We start from the raw sequence: 17,688 nt of genomic DNA, 5'->3' as shown, positions 1-17,688 counted from the left end.
GTGAATCCAACGAGCTAGTCCTTAGAAACGGCATTCGGCGCACCATACTCTGCCACTAGTTGGTCCAGTTGACGTTGTGTGGCCTGCCACTCATCATTGACCATCACGTGTGCGTGCCCGACTAACCCGGCTGGCAACGCTTGGTCCCGTAAATATTCCTCACTGGCGACCCGTTTTTGGATCCGGCTTGGTTGGTCACCACGCTTAGTCAACCGCTCAATCAGTGCTTCTTGGTCCGCAACTTCCAGGTAAATCACGACGGCTTGCTCACCTAACTCACGGGCATAAGTAATCGCGCCCGCGGTATCCAAGACGATACTAATTAATGGCGAGCGTTCCCAGGCGGCCGCTAAGCCTTCCCGTGAAGACCCGTATTGATTGCCACTGTATGTGACGTGTTCGAGGTAATGTTTGGTTGCAAAACTAGCCGGCGTTTCAAAGTAATAATCACGGCCACTCACTTCGCCTTCTCGCGGTGCCCGGGTGGTATGAGTGATAACTTGCGGAATCTGATACTGCGACCACAAGTAATGGCTGACCGTTGTCTTGCCACTCCCAGTCGGGCCAGTAATCACAAAGATGCGTTGCTTTGTCAAAGTAAATTAACCTCCATTTTTAGTCCATGTAAAGCTTTTCATTTGCGTTAGCTCGGTAAACCGAGTATAGTAACGAGATTGTAAGGTTCAAATAGATGATTCACGCATCTCGTAGCAAACCAACAATTTTCAGAAGGGAGTTTTGTCATATGCAATTTCAAAAAACGAATAGCTGGTTCAGCATTGTTTTAGATACGCAACGCCAAATGTTTGTTGCAACTGACAAACTTCATCCAGAATTGTTCGCTGAAGGCGTAACAATCGAAGATGCAGTTGCAAACTTAAAAACTCAGGCCTAAGCCACATCTAAAAAAAGTTGTTTAAAAATTACTGGTACCGTTTATGCGACGGCACCAGTAATTTTTTTACGCTCGTTCAGGCTTACAGGTGTTGTTCAATGTACGCATTCGCCTGGTCCAGCATTTTTTTCAAGTTATCGTAAGTCAGTCGTTCGCGGGCTGCGGCATAGTCAAACCAGCCAATCGCACTGATCTCAGCTTTTTGCCGCGTCACCACCACGCCACTCGGCACTTCACTGACAAATAGGGTCACTTGCTTCAAATTGCCGTTTGGTAAATCGTACTCCGTGTACGCTTTAAAATTCGTGTCCAATGTCGCGTCGATCTGCGTCTCCTCACGAATTTCGCGTTTGGCTGTTTCCGCTAAAGTCTCGTTGCCTTCAACGTGCCCCTTAGGGAAACCCCAGAAATCACTTGTTGCGCTCTGCAATAATAAATAAGCGGGATGACCGTCTTTTTGCTGATAGACGACCGCGCCACTTGCTACTTCTGTACTCATGAAGTCGCACCTTCCTAATTATGAATTACGTCTTAGTATAACATGTTCCAGGCTCAATGAACGCTCAAAATTGCACGAAGCAGTTGGCCCAAGGCAATCCCTTGACGCTCATCTGTTCGTTGCTGCGCAATCGTTTCGGCGACTGCAAGATGCAACCACTGATTGGCCCGCTTCAAGGCAGCCGCTAAGTCGACGCCCTGCCCTAACAGTCCCGCAATCACCGCTGCGAGCGTGTCGCCGGTGCCATTATAGTGACCGGGTAACCGTGGCTGACCATAGAATTGAACCGCGCCGTGATCATCTAGCCACGCACAGCCGATCTCTTTACCCCGCTGGACATCCGTAATAACCGCATGTGCCCCGGGCTTTAGTTGCTGTTGTAGCGCTGGCAAGATGGCCGTTAAATCGGGATTTTCTTGATACGGCATCCCCGTCAACAACGCCGCTTCAGTCGTATTTGGTAAAATGACATCCGCGTGTTTGATCAAATCGCGCATCGCGTCGACATACTGCTGATCAAAGCCCTGATACAGTTTGCCTAAGTCGCCTAAAACTGGGTCGACCACTAATAAGTCTAACGGTTGTTGGGCCAAATACTGCGTCACTAATTGACACAGCGGTACCGAGCCTAGATAGCCAATCAACGCCTGGTCAATCTTCAGTTCAGCCTGCGTCCAATGTTGAAAAACCCGTGGCAACCAATCCGCTAAGTCGACCACGGCTGGTGTCCCGTAACCACTTGTATGCGTTGATAATAAACTAGTCGGTAATGCCGCGACCTCGTATTGCATCGCCGTTAACACCGGTAAAGCCGCACTCAGCGAGATTCCCCCAACTGCTGATAAATCCTCGACAACTAACATCGTTGACACGGACGTCGCCTCCTTCTAATAAGTTGTTTAGTGCTTATTCTATCAGAACTCAACCACCCTGTAACCCGCCTGCACCGAATTGATTGGATTTCAAAGCAATCATGGGGTGAAACGCTCATCTGAAAAGCGTCACTACTATAAAATAGCTAAGTTCAAAAACAACCAGCTGAGAACCGCTGGAAACAGAACGAATTAGCTGGATTCCTGTTCGTCAGCCGATGCGCGCCCTAGTCCGACTTCCGGGGCCGGCTGACAACGCTGGAACAGGGCGGACATCGATTTGAACTCACGCAGAAACCCACTGCGCAATTTCAAATACGAGTCTTCTTCTAGCCCGGGAAGACCACCCGGACAAGAAGAATTTCGCCCTTGAGCATTGTCCGGCGGGCCGGACAGTCGGGAACCCACTCGAATGGCGGATGAACGGCCACCTAACCAGGTACAATTGACCACTGAATATTAGGTGGCTGGTCATTCAAGCAAACTTTTGAGTCTATATTGATGATGCTTATTTACCGGTAAAGTCGTTTGAAGATTACTGCTTAACCTACATTTACGATGAAACGATAAAATAGCCATTTGTGGCGAATCTAGAGCTTTATCAGCTATGTCGACGAGAGAAAGTTCTGTCAATGTTCAGTGATGCGGACTAAAAATACGGATAGGCAATTTCGATGTTACTGAAAACTAGTCTGACCGTTAAATATCAAAATGACTGTCTACTATGAACTAACGAACAGTTCATCGAGAGTTGGGTCCGCAAATTTCCGCCTTTCGAATATTATCCCAGCTGGAAGGTATTTTGGGCAAGGCTAAATGCTTCTCAGCCTGTGAGGTTCAGATGGATTGGGACTGAGGATTAGCCTAGCTAGAGCGTTAACGGTGCACTTCCGCTTGGCGTTTTGGCGTAGCTAACCGGAAGTCCCAGTCTGACCCGAGCACGTTTCATCCATATTGCAACCAACGTGAAAGACCAGTATTTAAGACGTGGTTTGGCGGCTTCAATCTATGCCCATTACGTTTCTAACCATTGTCCAGAATGCCTGGGTGCCGGCGTAGGACGATCCTATCCATCGATTTTACACAGAATTCGCTGTATTTTCCAGCGGTTCTAAGCTGGCTGCTTTTAACAAATCACGCATTTGACCAAACACGAAAAAGAGGCCCTTCCTCCGCGCCCCTCATTAGTCGGATGTTCTCCAGAACTGTACAAGTTAGTTATTTACTCCTGATGTAACAAATATTGTTGCTCAATCGCGCGCCGGGCTTGCACGGCATCCTCAAAATGGTCAAAGTGCTTGTTGAGGACATAGTGGCCCTTAAAGTAAAAGTGTGCGACCCACGAATGCGACTGCTTGTCGTAGCTCACGCCAACCACGCCACTCGTGTTGCGCTTGGACTTCTTGAGTGAGCTCACATCCGTGTGATGGTCATGAATCTTCAAATTCCGTGGATCACCCATCCGTGACACGACTTCCGGATTATTGAAGATATTGCGCCGACTCTGTTCAGCTGCCAAGCAGCCACAACTCCGCGTCTTGCCGTGGCGCAAAACGTAAGAATCTACGACACAAGTGCGCCCGCACGAACACTGACAAAACCATAGGGCATTGCCATTTTTCGCCCGTCCTGCCCGATACATCGCTGTTAACCGCCCAAAGTGTTGCCCGGTAATATCGATTGCCGCTGCCATTTTAATCCCACCATTCTTGAAATAAACGCTATTGATAACAATATTATAAGCTTTAGCGTATCGATTTAACAGTTTAACGTATTAACTTCGCTTAGATTTTGATAATCACTGGTCTTAACTGTATTTAGACAGTGTTTATCAACTAGCAACTATCCGTCATCAGCTAATTTTTGCCGTCATAACTTGGCGGTTCAGCAAAACCAGCGGAACCTTCCTTAATTATTAAGAATAAAAAGTGTTAGTTCTAATTGACTTTTAATAATCAACCACGGTATCATATGAGCATGGTAAATTGTCGATAATGACAATCAACTGTTACAAATAACCAAAAAGGTGGTCCATGTTATGGGGATTTTCCAGCGCATCTTCCAAAAAGAAGATTTAGAGCGCTATTTACAAAAAGACAGTCATTTTGAACGCACCCTCTCAGCAGTCGACTTGATTGCGCTGGGTATCGGTGCCGTTATCGGGACTGGTATCTTTATTCTACCCGGGACAGTCGCCGCAACTAAGGCCGGCCCCGGCATCATTTTATCCTTCGTCCTAGCCGCCATCGTCTGTGCGGTGGCCGCAATGTGCTACGCTGAATTCGCTTCGGTGCTGCCGATTGCCGGTTCGGCTTACTCATACGGCAACATCGTCTACGGCGAAATGATTGGTTGGATCATCGGCTGGGCCCTCGTCCTAGAATACGTGCTCGCCGTCGCCACGGTGGCAGTCGGTTGGGCAGCATATTTCAATTCGTTCATTGCTGGCTTCGGACTCAAGTTGCCGAAAGCCATTACTGGTTCGTTTGACCCGGCTCACGGCACTTACATTAACGTCGTCGCAATTTTAATTGTTTGTTTGATTGCTTGGATCATTGACACCGGCTTAAAGACTTCGATTCGTTTGAACAATATTATCGTGGTCGTCAAACTCGCCATTATCGTGTTATTCCTATTGGTCGGTTCATTCTACGTCAAACCAAGCAACTGGACGCCATTTGCACCATTTGGCGGCATGGGAATTCTAAAAGGAGCGGCGGTCGTCTTCTTCGCCTACCTGGGCTTTGACGCCGTCTCGTCATCCGCCGCCGAGGTCAAAAATGCCAAACGCAATATGCCGATTGGGATTATTGGGACGTTGGTGATCTGTACGATTTTCTACATCTTAGTTTCAGGCGTGTTGACTGGGATGGTTTCGTACAAACAACTCAATGTGGACGATGCCGTTGCCTTCGCATTGCAACTCGTTCATCAGAACTTTGTTGCCGGCATCATCTCGATTGGGGCCCTCGCCGGGATGTTCACTATGATGATCACGATGATTTACAGTAGTTCACGACTACTCTATTCCATCGGCCGGGACGGCTTATTACCCCAGTTTTTAGGTAAAATTGACAAACATCACGCGCCTAAAAACGCCATGTTGACTGTGACGATCGTCATTTCGATTCTCGGTGGTTTGATTCCACTCGACCAACTCGCTAACCTGGTTAACATCGGGACACTGATTGCATTTGCGTTCGTTTCATTCGGTATCTTGTTACTACGGCGCAATCCCAAGCTTAACCAGATCAAAGGATTCCGGGTGCCATTTTATCCGGTCTTACCAATTATCTCGGGGTTACTGTGCCTCTTCATGATGACCCAACTTTCAACCGAAACTTGGCTCGCATCACTAGCCTGGTTCGTGCTCGGTCTACTCATCTACTTCGGTTACGGTATCCGTCATAGTCGTATGAATAAGGCGGACGACGAAGCTTAGGGCACTGTGAATGCTAGGCTTGGCCTGCTGGAAACAGTACCCGTTCATGTCAAACTGGTAATGATTGATGCGTGCGTTTAAATATTTCCAACGTTATCAGTTCACCTCAGAGGCTAGAACAAGCGCACCAACAGACACATTGATACTGACAAGATAAAACCGCTCGTTTCAAGTCATCCCGGACTTTGAAACGAGCGGTTTTGCGTCTTAAGGTAATTTCAGCGCATCAATGACAACGGTTGCATTTTAAGGTATGATAGCGTTAATGATAAAGGAGCGTGATTCGATGTTGACACCTAAACTTATTCACGAGAATCTCCACGAACACCATACCCAGGTCCTACAGCTATTTAAACAGAATCCCTGGTTGATTCCAGTTACGACGGCTTTGCACATTGTCCCAGTTGCGATTGGCGTCCACGGCTTCTGGAAGTCACGGGCACTAAGCAAGCAGCTCAAAATCGAGCGTGAAAAGACCAAGCAGCTCGCCTTACAACAAGTTGACAAGGTTCAAACGACGATGGCGGACCACCATTGCCAAATGCCAGCCTTACACCACTTGATGATGAAGTTGCATTCACAGCACTAAGCTGAACATGGCTTGCACTGCGACCAATTCGGGTTGCGGCACAAGCCATGTTTTGTTTGATTGCTATTTTATTGTGACGATTGTATGATTTTGACTAAGTACGTTGCTTTTACTAAGGTGTTGGTTGGACTGAATGTTGCTATTACTAATGTGCAGTTCTGACTAATAGATCGCTTTAACTCACGTCCTGCGCTTACTCGGCCAAATGGATGGTCACGTTAGCGGATGCCCCCACTAGTTTGGCGACTGGGCAACGGGTCTCCGCGATTTCGATCCAATGGTTGGCGGTCGCCGCATCCACCTCTGGAATCGTCACCGCTGCGTCCAAGAAGAATTGGTAGCCAAAACGGTCACGGGACATTTTGATCGTCGTTACGACTTTACTCTGGTGCGCTTGTCCGTGTTCTTTTTCGATGGCCTCTAAGGTCGCATTCAGACAAGTGCTCAACGCTAAACCAATCAGTTGTTCCGGATTAGTGCCGGCGACCGGTTTGAGTGGACTCGAAACTGATACTTGTAACCCGTCTGGCACATAGGCTTGCCCTTGGATGCCGTCTTCGTTCACTGCCTGGGTTTGATATAGAATTGGAAACTCTGCCATGTTGATTCCTCCATTAGATAATTCACTTTGCATTCAACCTACCACAACCTGACAAACTTGTCAGTAAGAAACCTTGGTTCTGACATAATTAGCGGTATAATATTGCTAATAATACTTAATGAGGAATTTACTTATGAAAAATAATCAATTTGCAATTGTGCCCACCGATTCGGAAGCAGCAATTGCCGAACTCCAAAAAATACACTTTATTACGCCTGAAATGACGGCGCTCACAACTGTGCCTGCCGTTTATCAAGCCTTGTTGGCGAAGAGCTTACCAGAAGTTCACACGGCTAGTGGCCTCAAACATAAATTCAACAATATCATGGCCACCAGTCAGCAGACCCTGACAGAATGGTTAGCTGACGCGACCATCGTCAATAATCAAGTTTTTTATAACGTCGGCCTGCAATTGCTCGGTTTTTTGCCGGGCCAAGACTTTGACTTAGCTGACCCATTGCTGGCAATGCGTGACATTCATTTACCAATGGTTGGTGACACCGCTTTTGACCGTGAATCACTTTATTACGCCTGGTATTTATTACTCAATACACGTGGCAACCATGGCCAAACATTAATTGAATCTTTAACGACCCGCGGTTATTTTGTCCCGTTCTATCAATTACCGAACGAACAAAAGCCCTTGTTTTTCAATGGTAAAGCCCAAGCCGTCTTTGATACCAATACCTTGATTCGTGAAGTGGTCTACGTTGAAGCACCACTCGATACGGACCACGACGGCCAGCGTGATTTACTCAAAGTCGAGATCTTACGCCCGGCCGAAACCGCCACTGGTCTAAAAGTGCCGGTACTTTACACGGCTAGTCCTTACAACCAAGGGATCAACGACCACGCTGGCGAAGCTCAAATGCACAACGTCGACGTGCCGTTAACCGCTAAGGAACCGGATGACAATACGTATGCCGACGTTGAATACCAACCTGAACAAACATCACTACCCGCACCACGGACGCCTGAAAGTACGACCACGACCGCTGAAGAGACCTTTAGTCGTGAGAAGTCCTACACCCTCAACGACTACTTCTTAGCCCGCGGATTTGCCGTCGTGTATGCGGCTGGAATCGGCTCAATTGATTCCGACGGCTTGGCCCCGACTGGTGACGTGGATGAAACCACCTCGACCGTGGCGATTATCGAATGGTTGACTGGCAAACGTCAAGCATTCACCAATCGCGATGGTGACGTGGCGATTACCGCTTGGTGGTGCAATGGCAACGTGGCGATGACTGGCCGTTCATACCTCGGCACGCTCGCCACTGCGGCTGCCACTACCGGTGTTGATGGCCTTAAGACGATTATTTCAGAAGCCGCCATTTCCAGCTGGTACGACTACTACCGCGATAACGGGCTCGTCGTTGCCCCCGATACTTTCCAAGGTGAAGATACCGATGTGTTAGCCGCCGAAGTCTTTTCTCGGAGCTTAAAAGCCGGTGACGCGCATCAAATCCAGGCCAAGTTTGACCAAAAACTTGCCGAACTGACTCGTGACCAGGACCGCGCGACTGGAAGCTACAACCGCTTCTGGGACGAACGGAACTATCTCAAAAATGTCGGCAATATCAAGGCAGACATCGTGATGGTCCACGGACTGAACGACTGGAACGTCAAACCGCGTAACGTGGCGAACCTCTGGGATAAACTCCAGCAGGTCCCCGTCACTAAAAAATTAATTCTACATCAGGGCCAACATATTTATATCAATAATTTACAGTCACTTGATTTCACCGATATGATGAATTTATGGTTGAGTCATAAATTATATGATTTGGATAACCACGCCGATGCACTCCTGCCAAACGTCCTCGTTCAGGACAACACGGCCGCGCAGACTTGGCATGGCTACGATAACTGGTGGCAAGATACGACCGACGCACTTGACTTTAAGGTGCAATATAAGGAGCTGGTGCCCGCTGACCACACCGTCGACCAACGGGCTGCCCACTTTACAGATAAGTTGCCGGACAAGCTCTTTGACCACTACAAACATCATCTGGATGCTTGGCAACGTGACTTGTTGCAAGAAGATAAGTTGAATCCGCTCTATGACCACCGGTTGCTCTTCAAATCTTGGCAAGCCGAGGATGACCAGTTGCTAGTTGGCGTGCCACACATCGAAGGGTCCGTCGCTGTTAATCAAAACTTCGGGATGCTGAGCTTTATGCTGATCGACTTTGGCGCAGCACGGCGCTTGACCGTCAGCCCGCAAGTCTTGGAAGCGAAAGCACTGGACTTAGGCTACCACTGGCGCGAAGACGATTTGAAAGACTTCAAGCTAGCTGGCGAGACGCCTTTCAAGATGATTACGAAGGGTCACCTCAATCTACAAAACCGCCATCAACCATGGCATGCCGAGGCCATCCAACCCAACGTCTTCTATGATTTTGCGGTCGACCTTCAACCCCTGTTCCACCACCTACTCAAGGGGCACCAACTGGGGCTGGTCATTTACGCGACCGACATGAAGATGACGATTCGTGGCAACCAGGATCTCCAGTACTCACTGAATTTAAATGATATTCGTTTACATGTGCCACTTAAGAAAAGCCACTAATTGAAAAACGTTCCCTCCAGACTACCGTGCGTGTTCTGAAGGGGACGTTTTTTCATGGTGCAAATTCATTTTTACTCGGTATCATTAGCAAACAGGTTCGGGGCCCACGACCACGGCCAGGTCCATTAGTGCCCCGAAAATTACAAGAAATCCAGCCCCCATCATGGTAGGCTGGATTTCTCAAACTAGTTATTATTAACTTCCGCAATCCGATTAGCAATCAAGTTCGTAAGCTGAACGTTACCAGTGTTATTCGGGTGAACGTTGTCAGCGGCAAACCAATCGCTGTGATTCAAAGCCCGCGCATGCCAATCAATGACGTGAACGTTTGGATGCTTCTTGGCCGTCTTTTCGATTTGTGCGTTAACCGCATTCTGCCAGCTTTGCGTTGGTACGTGCGCGGTGACCCAGAAGATCTGCCGGTCCTTACCAATCAGCTTAACGACCTGTTCGGCTTGATCGTTAGTAACCGTCCCATTCGTCCCGATGTTCAGCAAGACGTTGTGGGCAAGTTGACCTTGCGACTTCAATGAATTGACGATGCTAGGAACTTCCGTGACCTGGCGTCCGACCCGACCTTGAACAACGGTCCCAGGAATCACGTCCTGTAAGTCAGAGGAAACATCCAGGAGCACTGAATCCCCAATCGCTGTCAAATCAGTATCCGCCATTGCTAAAACGACTTGTGGCTTCAAACTGTATTCTTTTTCAACTTGCTTCTGCTTCGACGATAACTTGGCTTCAGCCTGCTTGGTTTCCATCTTCTCGGTAGCAACCTTCTTATGTGAAGCGGCCGCAGCCTGAGCTGCCTTTTGCCGTTTCAAAGCCGCTGCGTTCTTCTTATCCGCAGCCTTAGAATTAGCAGCAATCGTCTTCTGCAACTCAGTCTTCTTGTTAGCTTCAGCCTTGCTTGGTTGTTGGACGAAGCCGACTGCAGTAATCACGAACAAGGCGGTCGTCACAACTGTGATGGCGGTCGTCACGCGGTTGAACTTTGGCTTCCGGATAAAGTCGCGAAGATCAACTAACAAGCGACTGTAATCGTAGTGACGCATTGGGTTTTCGATAAAGCGATAACTCAATTCTGTCACGATCAAAATCAAGGCGACTTCAATCAAACTATTCAGCAACAAGTGATCGCCGATGTTTTTGACCTTGGATTCGTAAAAAATCATCACTGGGAATTGATACAAGTAAATCCCATAACTCCGTTGACCAACGTATTTAAATAGCGGATTGGTCAGCACGCGGTTCAAGTGACTGGCTGGATGCGCAACCGTCGCTACCAAAATCGTCGATAGAATCGTGAAAATCAACATCCCGCCGCGATACGTAAAGTCAGATTGACCAGACATCTGGAAAAACATCCAAATAATTGCAATTAACGAAGCCCCACCGACGATGTCTAAGGTCACCCGATTGATGTTCGCAATGTCAGCTGACAACTCACGTGAAGGCCAGATAAAGGCTAATCCGGAACCTAATAGGATGGCGAACATCCGCGTATCAGTACCGTAGTAAACCCGGTTCGTGTTCGCTGGGTCATATAACAGCGCCATCGTAATGGCTGAAATACCAGCTGCAATCATCATGAACCAAAAGACCCGGGAGCGTTTCTTGAAAATCACCATTAATACACCAATAATTAATGGCCAGAATAAATAATATTGTCCTTCGATCGATAGTGACCACAGGTGGGTAAATGGTGATTCACCATTAAACCGATCAAAGTAACTTTGTCCGTGATTGATTTCAAACCAATTGTAGACGTAGACCAAGTTCGTCAGGACCGTCGCCCGAATATTCGTCAGTAACGACCGCTGAAACAAGGTAATATACGCCGTGGTCCCCAACAACATCGTGACAAACGCCGGATATAGCCGCCGCATCCGGTGACCTAAAAAGCGCCAGATTCGAACATGGCCACGACTTAAAATATCTTGTAATAAAATATCAGTGATCAAGTAACCAGAAACAACGAAGAAGATGGGCACCCCTAAGTAGCCACCTTGCAACGATGCTGGCATTAAATGGTAAATAATCACCCCTAGCACTGCCAGTGTCCGAATGCCATCAAAACCCGTTATGTAGCGCCGTGGATTCATCCGGTGTCGGTTCATCCGACTCATTGTTCGGCTCATATTTACGCTCCGCAAATTTTCGTTCATATTTCGATTACCCCTTGAATTGTTTCTCAATGATTAACTTACCCAACTAGCGTCCCGGTACCTTTACTATAATATGTAAACGCCCGCAATGACCAGCATTAATTAAAATTCATTAATTATTTTTATTAACCACTTTATTTATTATGCTGGTTAAATGTATATAATCCCCAACTTAATCACACTATAACTAAAATCGACGTCAGTCCTTTACTTCATCCTTTGTCATTCCCATACTATCAACAATTTAAGGTTGGTACGTCTGACTGAGTACTGAATTTAACGGTAGTTAACCGTCTTGTCATAATCAGTCACTAACTACTACTATACAACAGTATGAAGCCGTAAAACATTGAATACAAAAATATTTTTACATATTATCCGCATTCGTTTGATCAATTTATTAATTAGTTTTACAAACCCGCTAACCGCGATAACCACCAGTCTGCAGGTTGACCTTGGTAATCTCGCCGGAAGTAAAGTGGCGGACCTGACCGCTAGTTAATTGCACCACTAGCGCCCCGCGGTCATCGATGTCGAGCACACGGCCCTGGTACGTTTGTTGCCCACTGGCTAACGCCACCGATTGACCAATCACCATCGACAGTCGGCGGTATTCAGCCATGAAATCACCACGCTGATACGTCGGATAACTGGTAAAGAAACGATGTAGTAACACTTGAATGACCTGATTACGAGTGACATCCGTAGTGCCCGTGGTCACCGCCCCCGCCTTCGTCACTAGCTCATCCGGAAAAGCCGCAGTGGTTAGATTGATACCGATACCGATGACTACTGCAGCCATTTGCCCGGTTTCTAGATCAGTCGTGCCCTCCGACAAAATACCGACAACTTTGTGTTGATTGACCAGCACATCATTGACCCACTTCAACGCAACCGGTACCTTGAACAATTGTTGCAAGGTCTGTGCGACCACGACAGCGGTGCTCGTCGTCAACAGCCCCGCATCAAAGGACGCTTGGTCGTTGATTGGCAAGCCGATACTCAGATAAATGCCGGTCTGACCCGGTGAATAAAATGACCGTCCAGACCGTCCGTACCCCGCCGTCTGCGTATCCGCAATGACGACGGTCGGAACAGTCACGACGCCTTGACTAATCAACCGTTTGACGTCTCGATTGGTCGAATCAACCGTCGAACGAACGATCAACTTAAATGGTGGCAGGTCGCGCAGGCCCTGTTCGATGACGGGCGCACTCAACTGATTAGACATTAGATACCGATAACCACGGTAATGCCGGCTTTCAATCTGATGTCCACTGAGCTGCAGTCGCTGAATACATTTCCAGACTGCAGGTCGACTGATGGCGAGTTGCTGCGCGAGCCATTCACCGGAGCAATAGTCCGGGGCGGCTTGAATCAACAAGCGTAAAATGGTCTCTTGATTTGACATGTTGATCGCACTCATTTCTAATTAGTTAACCCATTATTTCATATCGGTTAACCAACTGCAATTGGTTCCTAAAAATGTAATATTACATTTTCCTACAATCATCAGTTTCCTTATTATCGCTGAAAATGTAACCGCTTGTCAAATCAATTGTACACAATTTTTGTGGCGATTGCCGTGCAGTTACGGATTGTCGCGGGTATAAAAAATTTAATCCGCAACTTGCACTAGCCCACCGATTCCGGTTCGTCTACTTGCGAACGATTCAGCACTGATGTCGACTTGAGGGCCACGTCATCAATTCGACCTAAACGCTTTCTTTCGAACACTTGAGTTCAAAATTGAATCCGTTTTCTTCTATTATATAACCTGCATTATGCTGGTTATAACTCTAAGTAATATTTACCCCTACTAGCGTCCCCGTTTACCCAACAGCAAGTTATCAGAAATGATCACTGGTCAACATCGCCGACTCAGCGAGACTCCCGAATTAACACCAACGCACAATTGCACTTCATTACCAACACTGCAGCCGCTCCCACTTTCTACTGTCGGCTTAAATCCAACCGTCAACCGTTTTTGACCCTACTGACTTAACAGTGGTAAGATAACAATTAATATATAGGAAATTGGGTGATCATTTGAAGCAAGGAACAACAATCATCACGTTAGATAATGGCTACCATTTATGGACGAACACGCAGGGACAAGGCGATATTCAATTACTCTGCCTCCACGGTGGCCCTGGTGGCAATCACGAATACTGGGAAAACTTCGGTGAAGAGCTCTCAGACTTGGGCGTTCAAGTCTCGATGTACGACCAACTGGGCTCATGGTACTCCGACCAACCCGACTACTCCGATCCAGAAATCGCTAAGAAATACCTCACCTACGACTATTTCTTGGATGAAGTTGAAGAAGTCCGGCAAAAATTAGGTCTCGACAATTTCTACTTGATTGGGCAATCATGGGGTGGCGCACTCACGATGATGTACGCGTTGAAATATGGCCAACACTTAAAGGGTGCGATTATTTCAAGCATGGTCGACAACATCGAAGAATACGTCGTCAACGTCAACAAGTGTCGTGAAGAAGCCCTACCTGCTGATGCTGTCGCCTACATGAAGCAAAAAGAAGCGGAAGGCAACTGGGACGATCCACAATACCAGAAATACATCGACGTTTTGAACGCCGGCTACGTTGATCGTAAGCAACCCGCTTCCATTCGGCACTTAATCAATACGACCGCGACCCCGGTCTACAACGCCTTTCAAGGTGACAATGAATTCGTCATCACCGGTAAATTAAAGGAATGGGACATTCGCGACCAGATTCACAACATCAAGGTGCCAACGCTATTGACCTTTGGTGAACACGAAACGATGCCACTTGCTTCAGCACGGCGGATGGCCCGTGACATTCCAAATTCACGGCTCGTCACCACGCCAAATGGTGGTCACCACCACATGATCGACAACGCGCCAGTCTACTTTGACCATTTGAAGCAGTTCATCCGCGACGTTGAAGATGGTAGTTTTAATCAGAAATAATTAATTTTATCACCACGATAAAAAGCCACGAGCATTTAAAAATGTTCGTGGCTTTTGCCATCCTCGGCTTGTCCTCACGTTTACAGGTTATCGCCCTGCGCCCGTAGTAACGCGCCTAATGACGGTTGTTGCTCAATATCAATGTGGTTGGCCTTGGCGTATTCGTCGACCGCTTCTTGACCGTATAACTGTGGGTCCAGTGGCATATAAGCCGTGCCAATTGGGTCGTCGTTCTTGATAACGGCATTGACCACGATTGGTTTGCGATTGCCCTTAGCCTGCAGTTGTTTGATCTGGTCAAAGACGTCCTCGACTTCTTGGTTATTTTGAACGGTGAAGCCGATACCACCTAAGCCGTCCGCGACCTTGGCCCAATCCGCATCGGTCAAATCAACGCCATACAAATGCTGCTTCGTGTCGACTTGTTCCCGGTAGATGAAGCCAAACCGCTGATTACTGAAGATGACGTTGATGACCGGCAAACCGTAACGAGCTTCCGTAATAATATCTGGTGCGACCATTGCAAAACCACCGTCACCGGAGAAACTCCAAGCTTGGCTATCAGGCACACTCAACGCACCGGCCATCCCTGCTGGTAGGCCAAAGCCCATTGTGGCAAATAGGCCGGATAATGCGAACCGCTGCTCGTGGTCCATCGGTAAGCCCCGGACTGCCCATTCAGAGACGTTCCCGGTATCAACACCGTACGTATCCCGCGGACCGACCATCGTGGCGACCTTTTGCATGACTGCTTCAGGGGCCAGGCCATCGGATTCATCCGCAGCCCGTTGTTTGAGCCAGTCATCCCAGTTGCGCTTGTTTTGCCGGTTAGTCGTTAACCACGCCGTTTCGGGCAAGCTTTCGCCAGTGTCGATCATCGCTTGCAGATAAGCCTTCGCGTCACTGATGACCGCGTAGTCGATTGGGACCATCTTACCAATATCAAACGAATTATTATTGACCTGAATAATCTTGATACCCTTAGGCCAGAAGCTCGCAAATGGAAATTCTGAACCAAGGAATAAAATCAGGTCAGCGTGTTGTAACGCTTCAAAGCCGGATTTGGAGCCGAGCCGTCCGAACGTCCCAATCGCATTCGGATGATTCGTCGGGATAACCCCCGTTGCTGGGACCGTATTCATCACCGGCAGATTGAACTGTTCGCTAAACTTAACCAGTTCCGCTTTCGCGCCTAACAGTCCACGACCGGCGTAAACTAGCGGGTGTTTAGCCGCTTTCAAGAGCTTCATCGTTGCCGTAATGGCTTGCGGGTCGACTCGTTGTTCAAACGTATCAGAGACCGTATTTGGCGTTGAAACGGGTTCATAATCGATTTCTTCTGCTGAGAGATTTTCAGGAATAATAACCACAGCTGGCCCCTTTTGACGATAGGCTTCACGAATCGCCTGGTTGATGACGTATGGTAACTGAGCAGCCGTCGTGACCGTCCGATTGTATACTGCCACGTCACTAAACATCGGCGTTTCGTCCATTTCTTGGAAATAATTCGTATTCATGGTCGCCTGTGGGACCTGACCAACTAATGCCAGGACGGGCACGTGATCCATCTTGGCGTCATACAGACCGTTGAATAGATGCGTGGCACCAGGACCAGCTGAGCCAAACGAGACCCCGATTTTGCCAGTAAACTTCGCATCCGCAGACGCAGCTAATGCGCCAACCTCTTCATGCCGCACTTGAATATAGTCAATGTGTGCCTTTTCAAGGTACAGGCCTTCCACTGTATGGTTGATCGAACCGCCGGGAATCCCGTAGATATGGTCAACGTCCCATGCTTCTAGCACCTTTACTAGCGCCTGTCCTGCAATCATCTTTGTCATTTTATCCCATCCCTTCAACATTTAAGCCAACTGATTTCATTGGTTTAATTTTCTTAACAAACGTATTATAAATCGCTTCCAAGTGGGAACGCAATTAATATGCTTACTTTTTGTAAGTAAATTTTTAAAGCTTAAAAAACTGGTTGGCAGTTTTGTGTGCACGACCAGTTTCTATCTAGAATGAGTTATTGTTCAATAAAGTGATTACAACGCCTATAAGCGCAGGGCAGATTTACGAGTGCGCCCCCGCAGCCACTAATTTGAATCGGTTCATCGTCAGTCTCTGCCGCGGCCGTTTCGTCATCAGGAGGATCATCAAGTAGCTGTTCAGTAAAGTCTCTCTATCATAACAGCCGCCCCCGCGTCGGTCTAGAAAGACACGTTTAGAGGAGCGACTGCTGACAAGCAGCCAGAGCTGGTGTCGTCATAGCAGCGACTTGTTGGCGCCACTGTAAGCTCACCGTCAAGTCAGTCATGACCGCTGGTAATTGATACGGCGAAATGATCTGACCGTTTGGAGCGGTCGTTGAGACACGAATGACGACCTGTTGCTTGACGTTTTTAAATATCAATTCACGCGTCTGCGGGTTCAACGTCGCGGTCGTCTCGTAGTCATAGCCTAATAATTGATTGGCTTGTTCGAGTTGTCCCCGCGCAATCAAGCCCCGAATCCGAGTGGAACTGACTTTTAATCGTTGATTGGCTAAGCGGTCGACCGTGACCGTTTCAAAAGACCCCGCACCCAGTCGAGCCAGGTCCGTCATGCCATTCACACCGCCCTGACCAAACGTGTAATCGAAGCCTGCAACGACCACTTGAGCATTCAGCCCAACCAAATACTGATCGACAAAATCTGCCGGTGCTAATCCAGCAAACTGGCGATTGAAATCAGTCACGTATAACCGGTCGACTTTTAGCGCCGCCATGTGCTTGATTTTTTGGTCGAGCGTATTCAGATAGCGGAATGGTGACTGCGGCTGAAACAACTGTGAAGCGTGTCGGTTGAAGGTCATCACAGCTAGGGGCAAGTGCCGCTGAAGCGCAATTTTGCGCGCCGTTTGAATCACACGCTGATGTCCCTGATGCACACCGTCAAAAAATCCTAACGCTAAAACTAGTGGCGGTTGCGCGGTCAAGTGTTGTACTTGTTGCTGATCGAGCTTGATTACCTGCATGCGTGTGTTCCTCCTCAAGGATGGCTTCAGTGCGGTCTCATCCGTTCAACGGTGACCCGTTTGATGCTATGTACCA

Annotated in this window: 14 protein-coding genes; 5 read left to right on the top strand and 9 right to left on the bottom strand. The window is 48.0% G+C overall.

Annotated features, from left to right (window positions below):
• Nucleotides 1-14: 14 nt before the first annotated feature.
• A complete protein-coding gene (locus KGF70_RS07800) occupies nucleotides 15-596 on the bottom strand; it encodes a guanylate kinase (protein WP_216768264.1) in 582 nt (193 codons plus the stop codon).
• 149 nt (nucleotides 597-745) lie between these two features.
• Between KGF70_RS07800 and KGF70_RS07795 the strand changes: the two genes are divergently transcribed.
• The gene (locus tag KGF70_RS07795) at nucleotides 746-895 is read left to right on the top strand and encodes a hypothetical protein (RefSeq protein ID WP_003637935.1); all 150 of its coding nucleotides are present in this window, start codon (nucleotides 746-748) and stop codon (nucleotides 893-895) included.
• A gap of 82 nt (nucleotides 896-977) precedes the next feature.
• On the opposite strand, the gene KGF70_RS07790 is transcribed toward KGF70_RS07795, so the two are convergent.
• From KGF70_RS07790 to KGF70_RS07780, 3 genes are all read right to left on the bottom strand, one after another.
• Nucleotides 978-1,394: a bis(5'-nucleosyl)-tetraphosphatase gene (locus tag KGF70_RS07790; protein ID WP_021336720.1), complete on the bottom strand. Its 417-nt coding sequence runs from the start codon at nucleotides 1,392-1,394 to the stop codon at nucleotides 978-980.
• A 53-nt stretch (nucleotides 1,395-1,447) separates the two neighbouring features.
• Nucleotides 1,448-2,257: a pyridoxamine kinase gene (locus tag KGF70_RS07785; protein ID WP_152705839.1), complete on the bottom strand. Its 810-nt coding sequence runs from the start codon at nucleotides 2,255-2,257 to the stop codon at nucleotides 1,448-1,450.
• A gap of 1,231 nt (nucleotides 2,258-3,488) precedes the next feature.
• Nucleotides 3,489-3,959, bottom strand: a complete 471-nt coding sequence (locus tag KGF70_RS07780; RefSeq protein WP_050339079.1) for an alcohol dehydrogenase — start codon at nucleotides 3,957-3,959, stop codon at nucleotides 3,489-3,491.
• Between the two features lie 345 nt (nucleotides 3,960-4,304).
• On the opposite strand from KGF70_RS07780, the gene KGF70_RS07775 reads away from it, so the two are divergent.
• Both KGF70_RS07775 and KGF70_RS07770 read left to right on the top strand, forming a co-directional pair.
• Nucleotides 4,305-5,708: an amino acid permease gene (locus tag KGF70_RS07775; protein ID WP_216768263.1), complete on the top strand. Its 1,404-nt coding sequence runs from the start codon at nucleotides 4,305-4,307 to the stop codon at nucleotides 5,706-5,708.
• 286 nt (nucleotides 5,709-5,994) lie between these two features.
• Complete coding sequence (locus KGF70_RS07770; RefSeq protein ID WP_021336718.1) at nucleotides 5,995-6,297, top strand: hypothetical protein; 303 nt, start codon at nucleotides 5,995-5,997, stop codon at nucleotides 6,295-6,297.
• A 193-nt stretch (nucleotides 6,298-6,490) separates the two neighbouring features.
• On the opposite strand, the gene KGF70_RS07765 is transcribed toward KGF70_RS07770, so the two are convergent.
• Entirely contained in the window at nucleotides 6,491-6,898 is a 408-nt protein-coding gene (locus tag KGF70_RS07765) for an OsmC family protein (RefSeq protein WP_050339082.1), read from the bottom strand.
• Between the two features lie 133 nt (nucleotides 6,899-7,031).
• Between KGF70_RS07765 and KGF70_RS07760 the strand changes: the two genes are divergently transcribed.
• Nucleotides 7,032-9,470 carry a Xaa-Pro dipeptidyl-peptidase gene (locus KGF70_RS07760; protein ID WP_216768262.1) on the top strand — a complete coding sequence of 813 codons (2,439 nt, stop codon included), beginning with the start codon at nucleotides 7,032-7,034 and terminating at the stop codon, nucleotides 9,468-9,470.
• Nucleotides 9,471-9,655: 185 nt separating this feature from the next.
• Here the strand turns inward: KGF70_RS07760 and KGF70_RS07755 are convergent, their stop codons facing one another.
• On the bottom strand, nucleotides 9,656-11,638 hold the full coding sequence (locus tag KGF70_RS07755) for an acyltransferase family protein (RefSeq protein ID WP_213472043.1): 1,983 nt from the start codon (nucleotides 11,636-11,638) through the stop codon (nucleotides 9,656-9,658).
• 421 nt (nucleotides 11,639-12,059) lie between these two features.
• Entirely contained in the window at nucleotides 12,060-13,049 is a 990-nt protein-coding gene (locus KGF70_RS07750) for a biotin--[acetyl-CoA-carboxylase] ligase (protein WP_105920615.1), read from the bottom strand.
• Between the two features lie 638 nt (nucleotides 13,050-13,687).
• On the opposite strand from KGF70_RS07750, the gene KGF70_RS07745 reads away from it, so the two are divergent.
• Nucleotides 13,688-14,596, top strand: coding sequence for a proline-specific peptidase family protein (locus KGF70_RS07745; protein WP_216768261.1), 909 nt, complete (start codon nucleotides 13,688-13,690; stop codon nucleotides 14,594-14,596).
• 80 nt (nucleotides 14,597-14,676) lie between these two features.
• Here the strand turns inward: KGF70_RS07745 and KGF70_RS07740 are convergent, their stop codons facing one another.
• Together KGF70_RS07740 and KGF70_RS07735 are read right to left on the bottom strand one after the other, a co-directional pair.
• Complete coding sequence (locus KGF70_RS07740; RefSeq protein WP_216748402.1) at nucleotides 14,677-16,437, bottom strand: thiamine pyrophosphate-binding protein; 1,761 nt, start codon at nucleotides 16,435-16,437, stop codon at nucleotides 14,677-14,679.
• Nucleotides 16,438-16,820: 383 nt separating this feature from the next.
• Nucleotides 16,821-17,612: an FAD synthetase family protein gene (locus KGF70_RS07735; RefSeq protein ID WP_216768259.1), complete on the bottom strand. Its 792-nt coding sequence runs from the start codon at nucleotides 17,610-17,612 to the stop codon at nucleotides 16,821-16,823.
• Nucleotides 17,613-17,688 lie beyond the last annotated feature (76 nt).

Source organism: Lactiplantibacillus sp. 7.2.4 (assembly GCF_018991185.1).
Taxonomy (GTDB): domain Bacteria; phylum Bacillota; class Bacilli; order Lactobacillales; family Lactobacillaceae; genus Lactiplantibacillus; species Lactiplantibacillus pentosus.
Note: the sequence above shows the minus strand (reverse complement) of the source record. Positions and strands in the feature narration are given on the sequence as shown.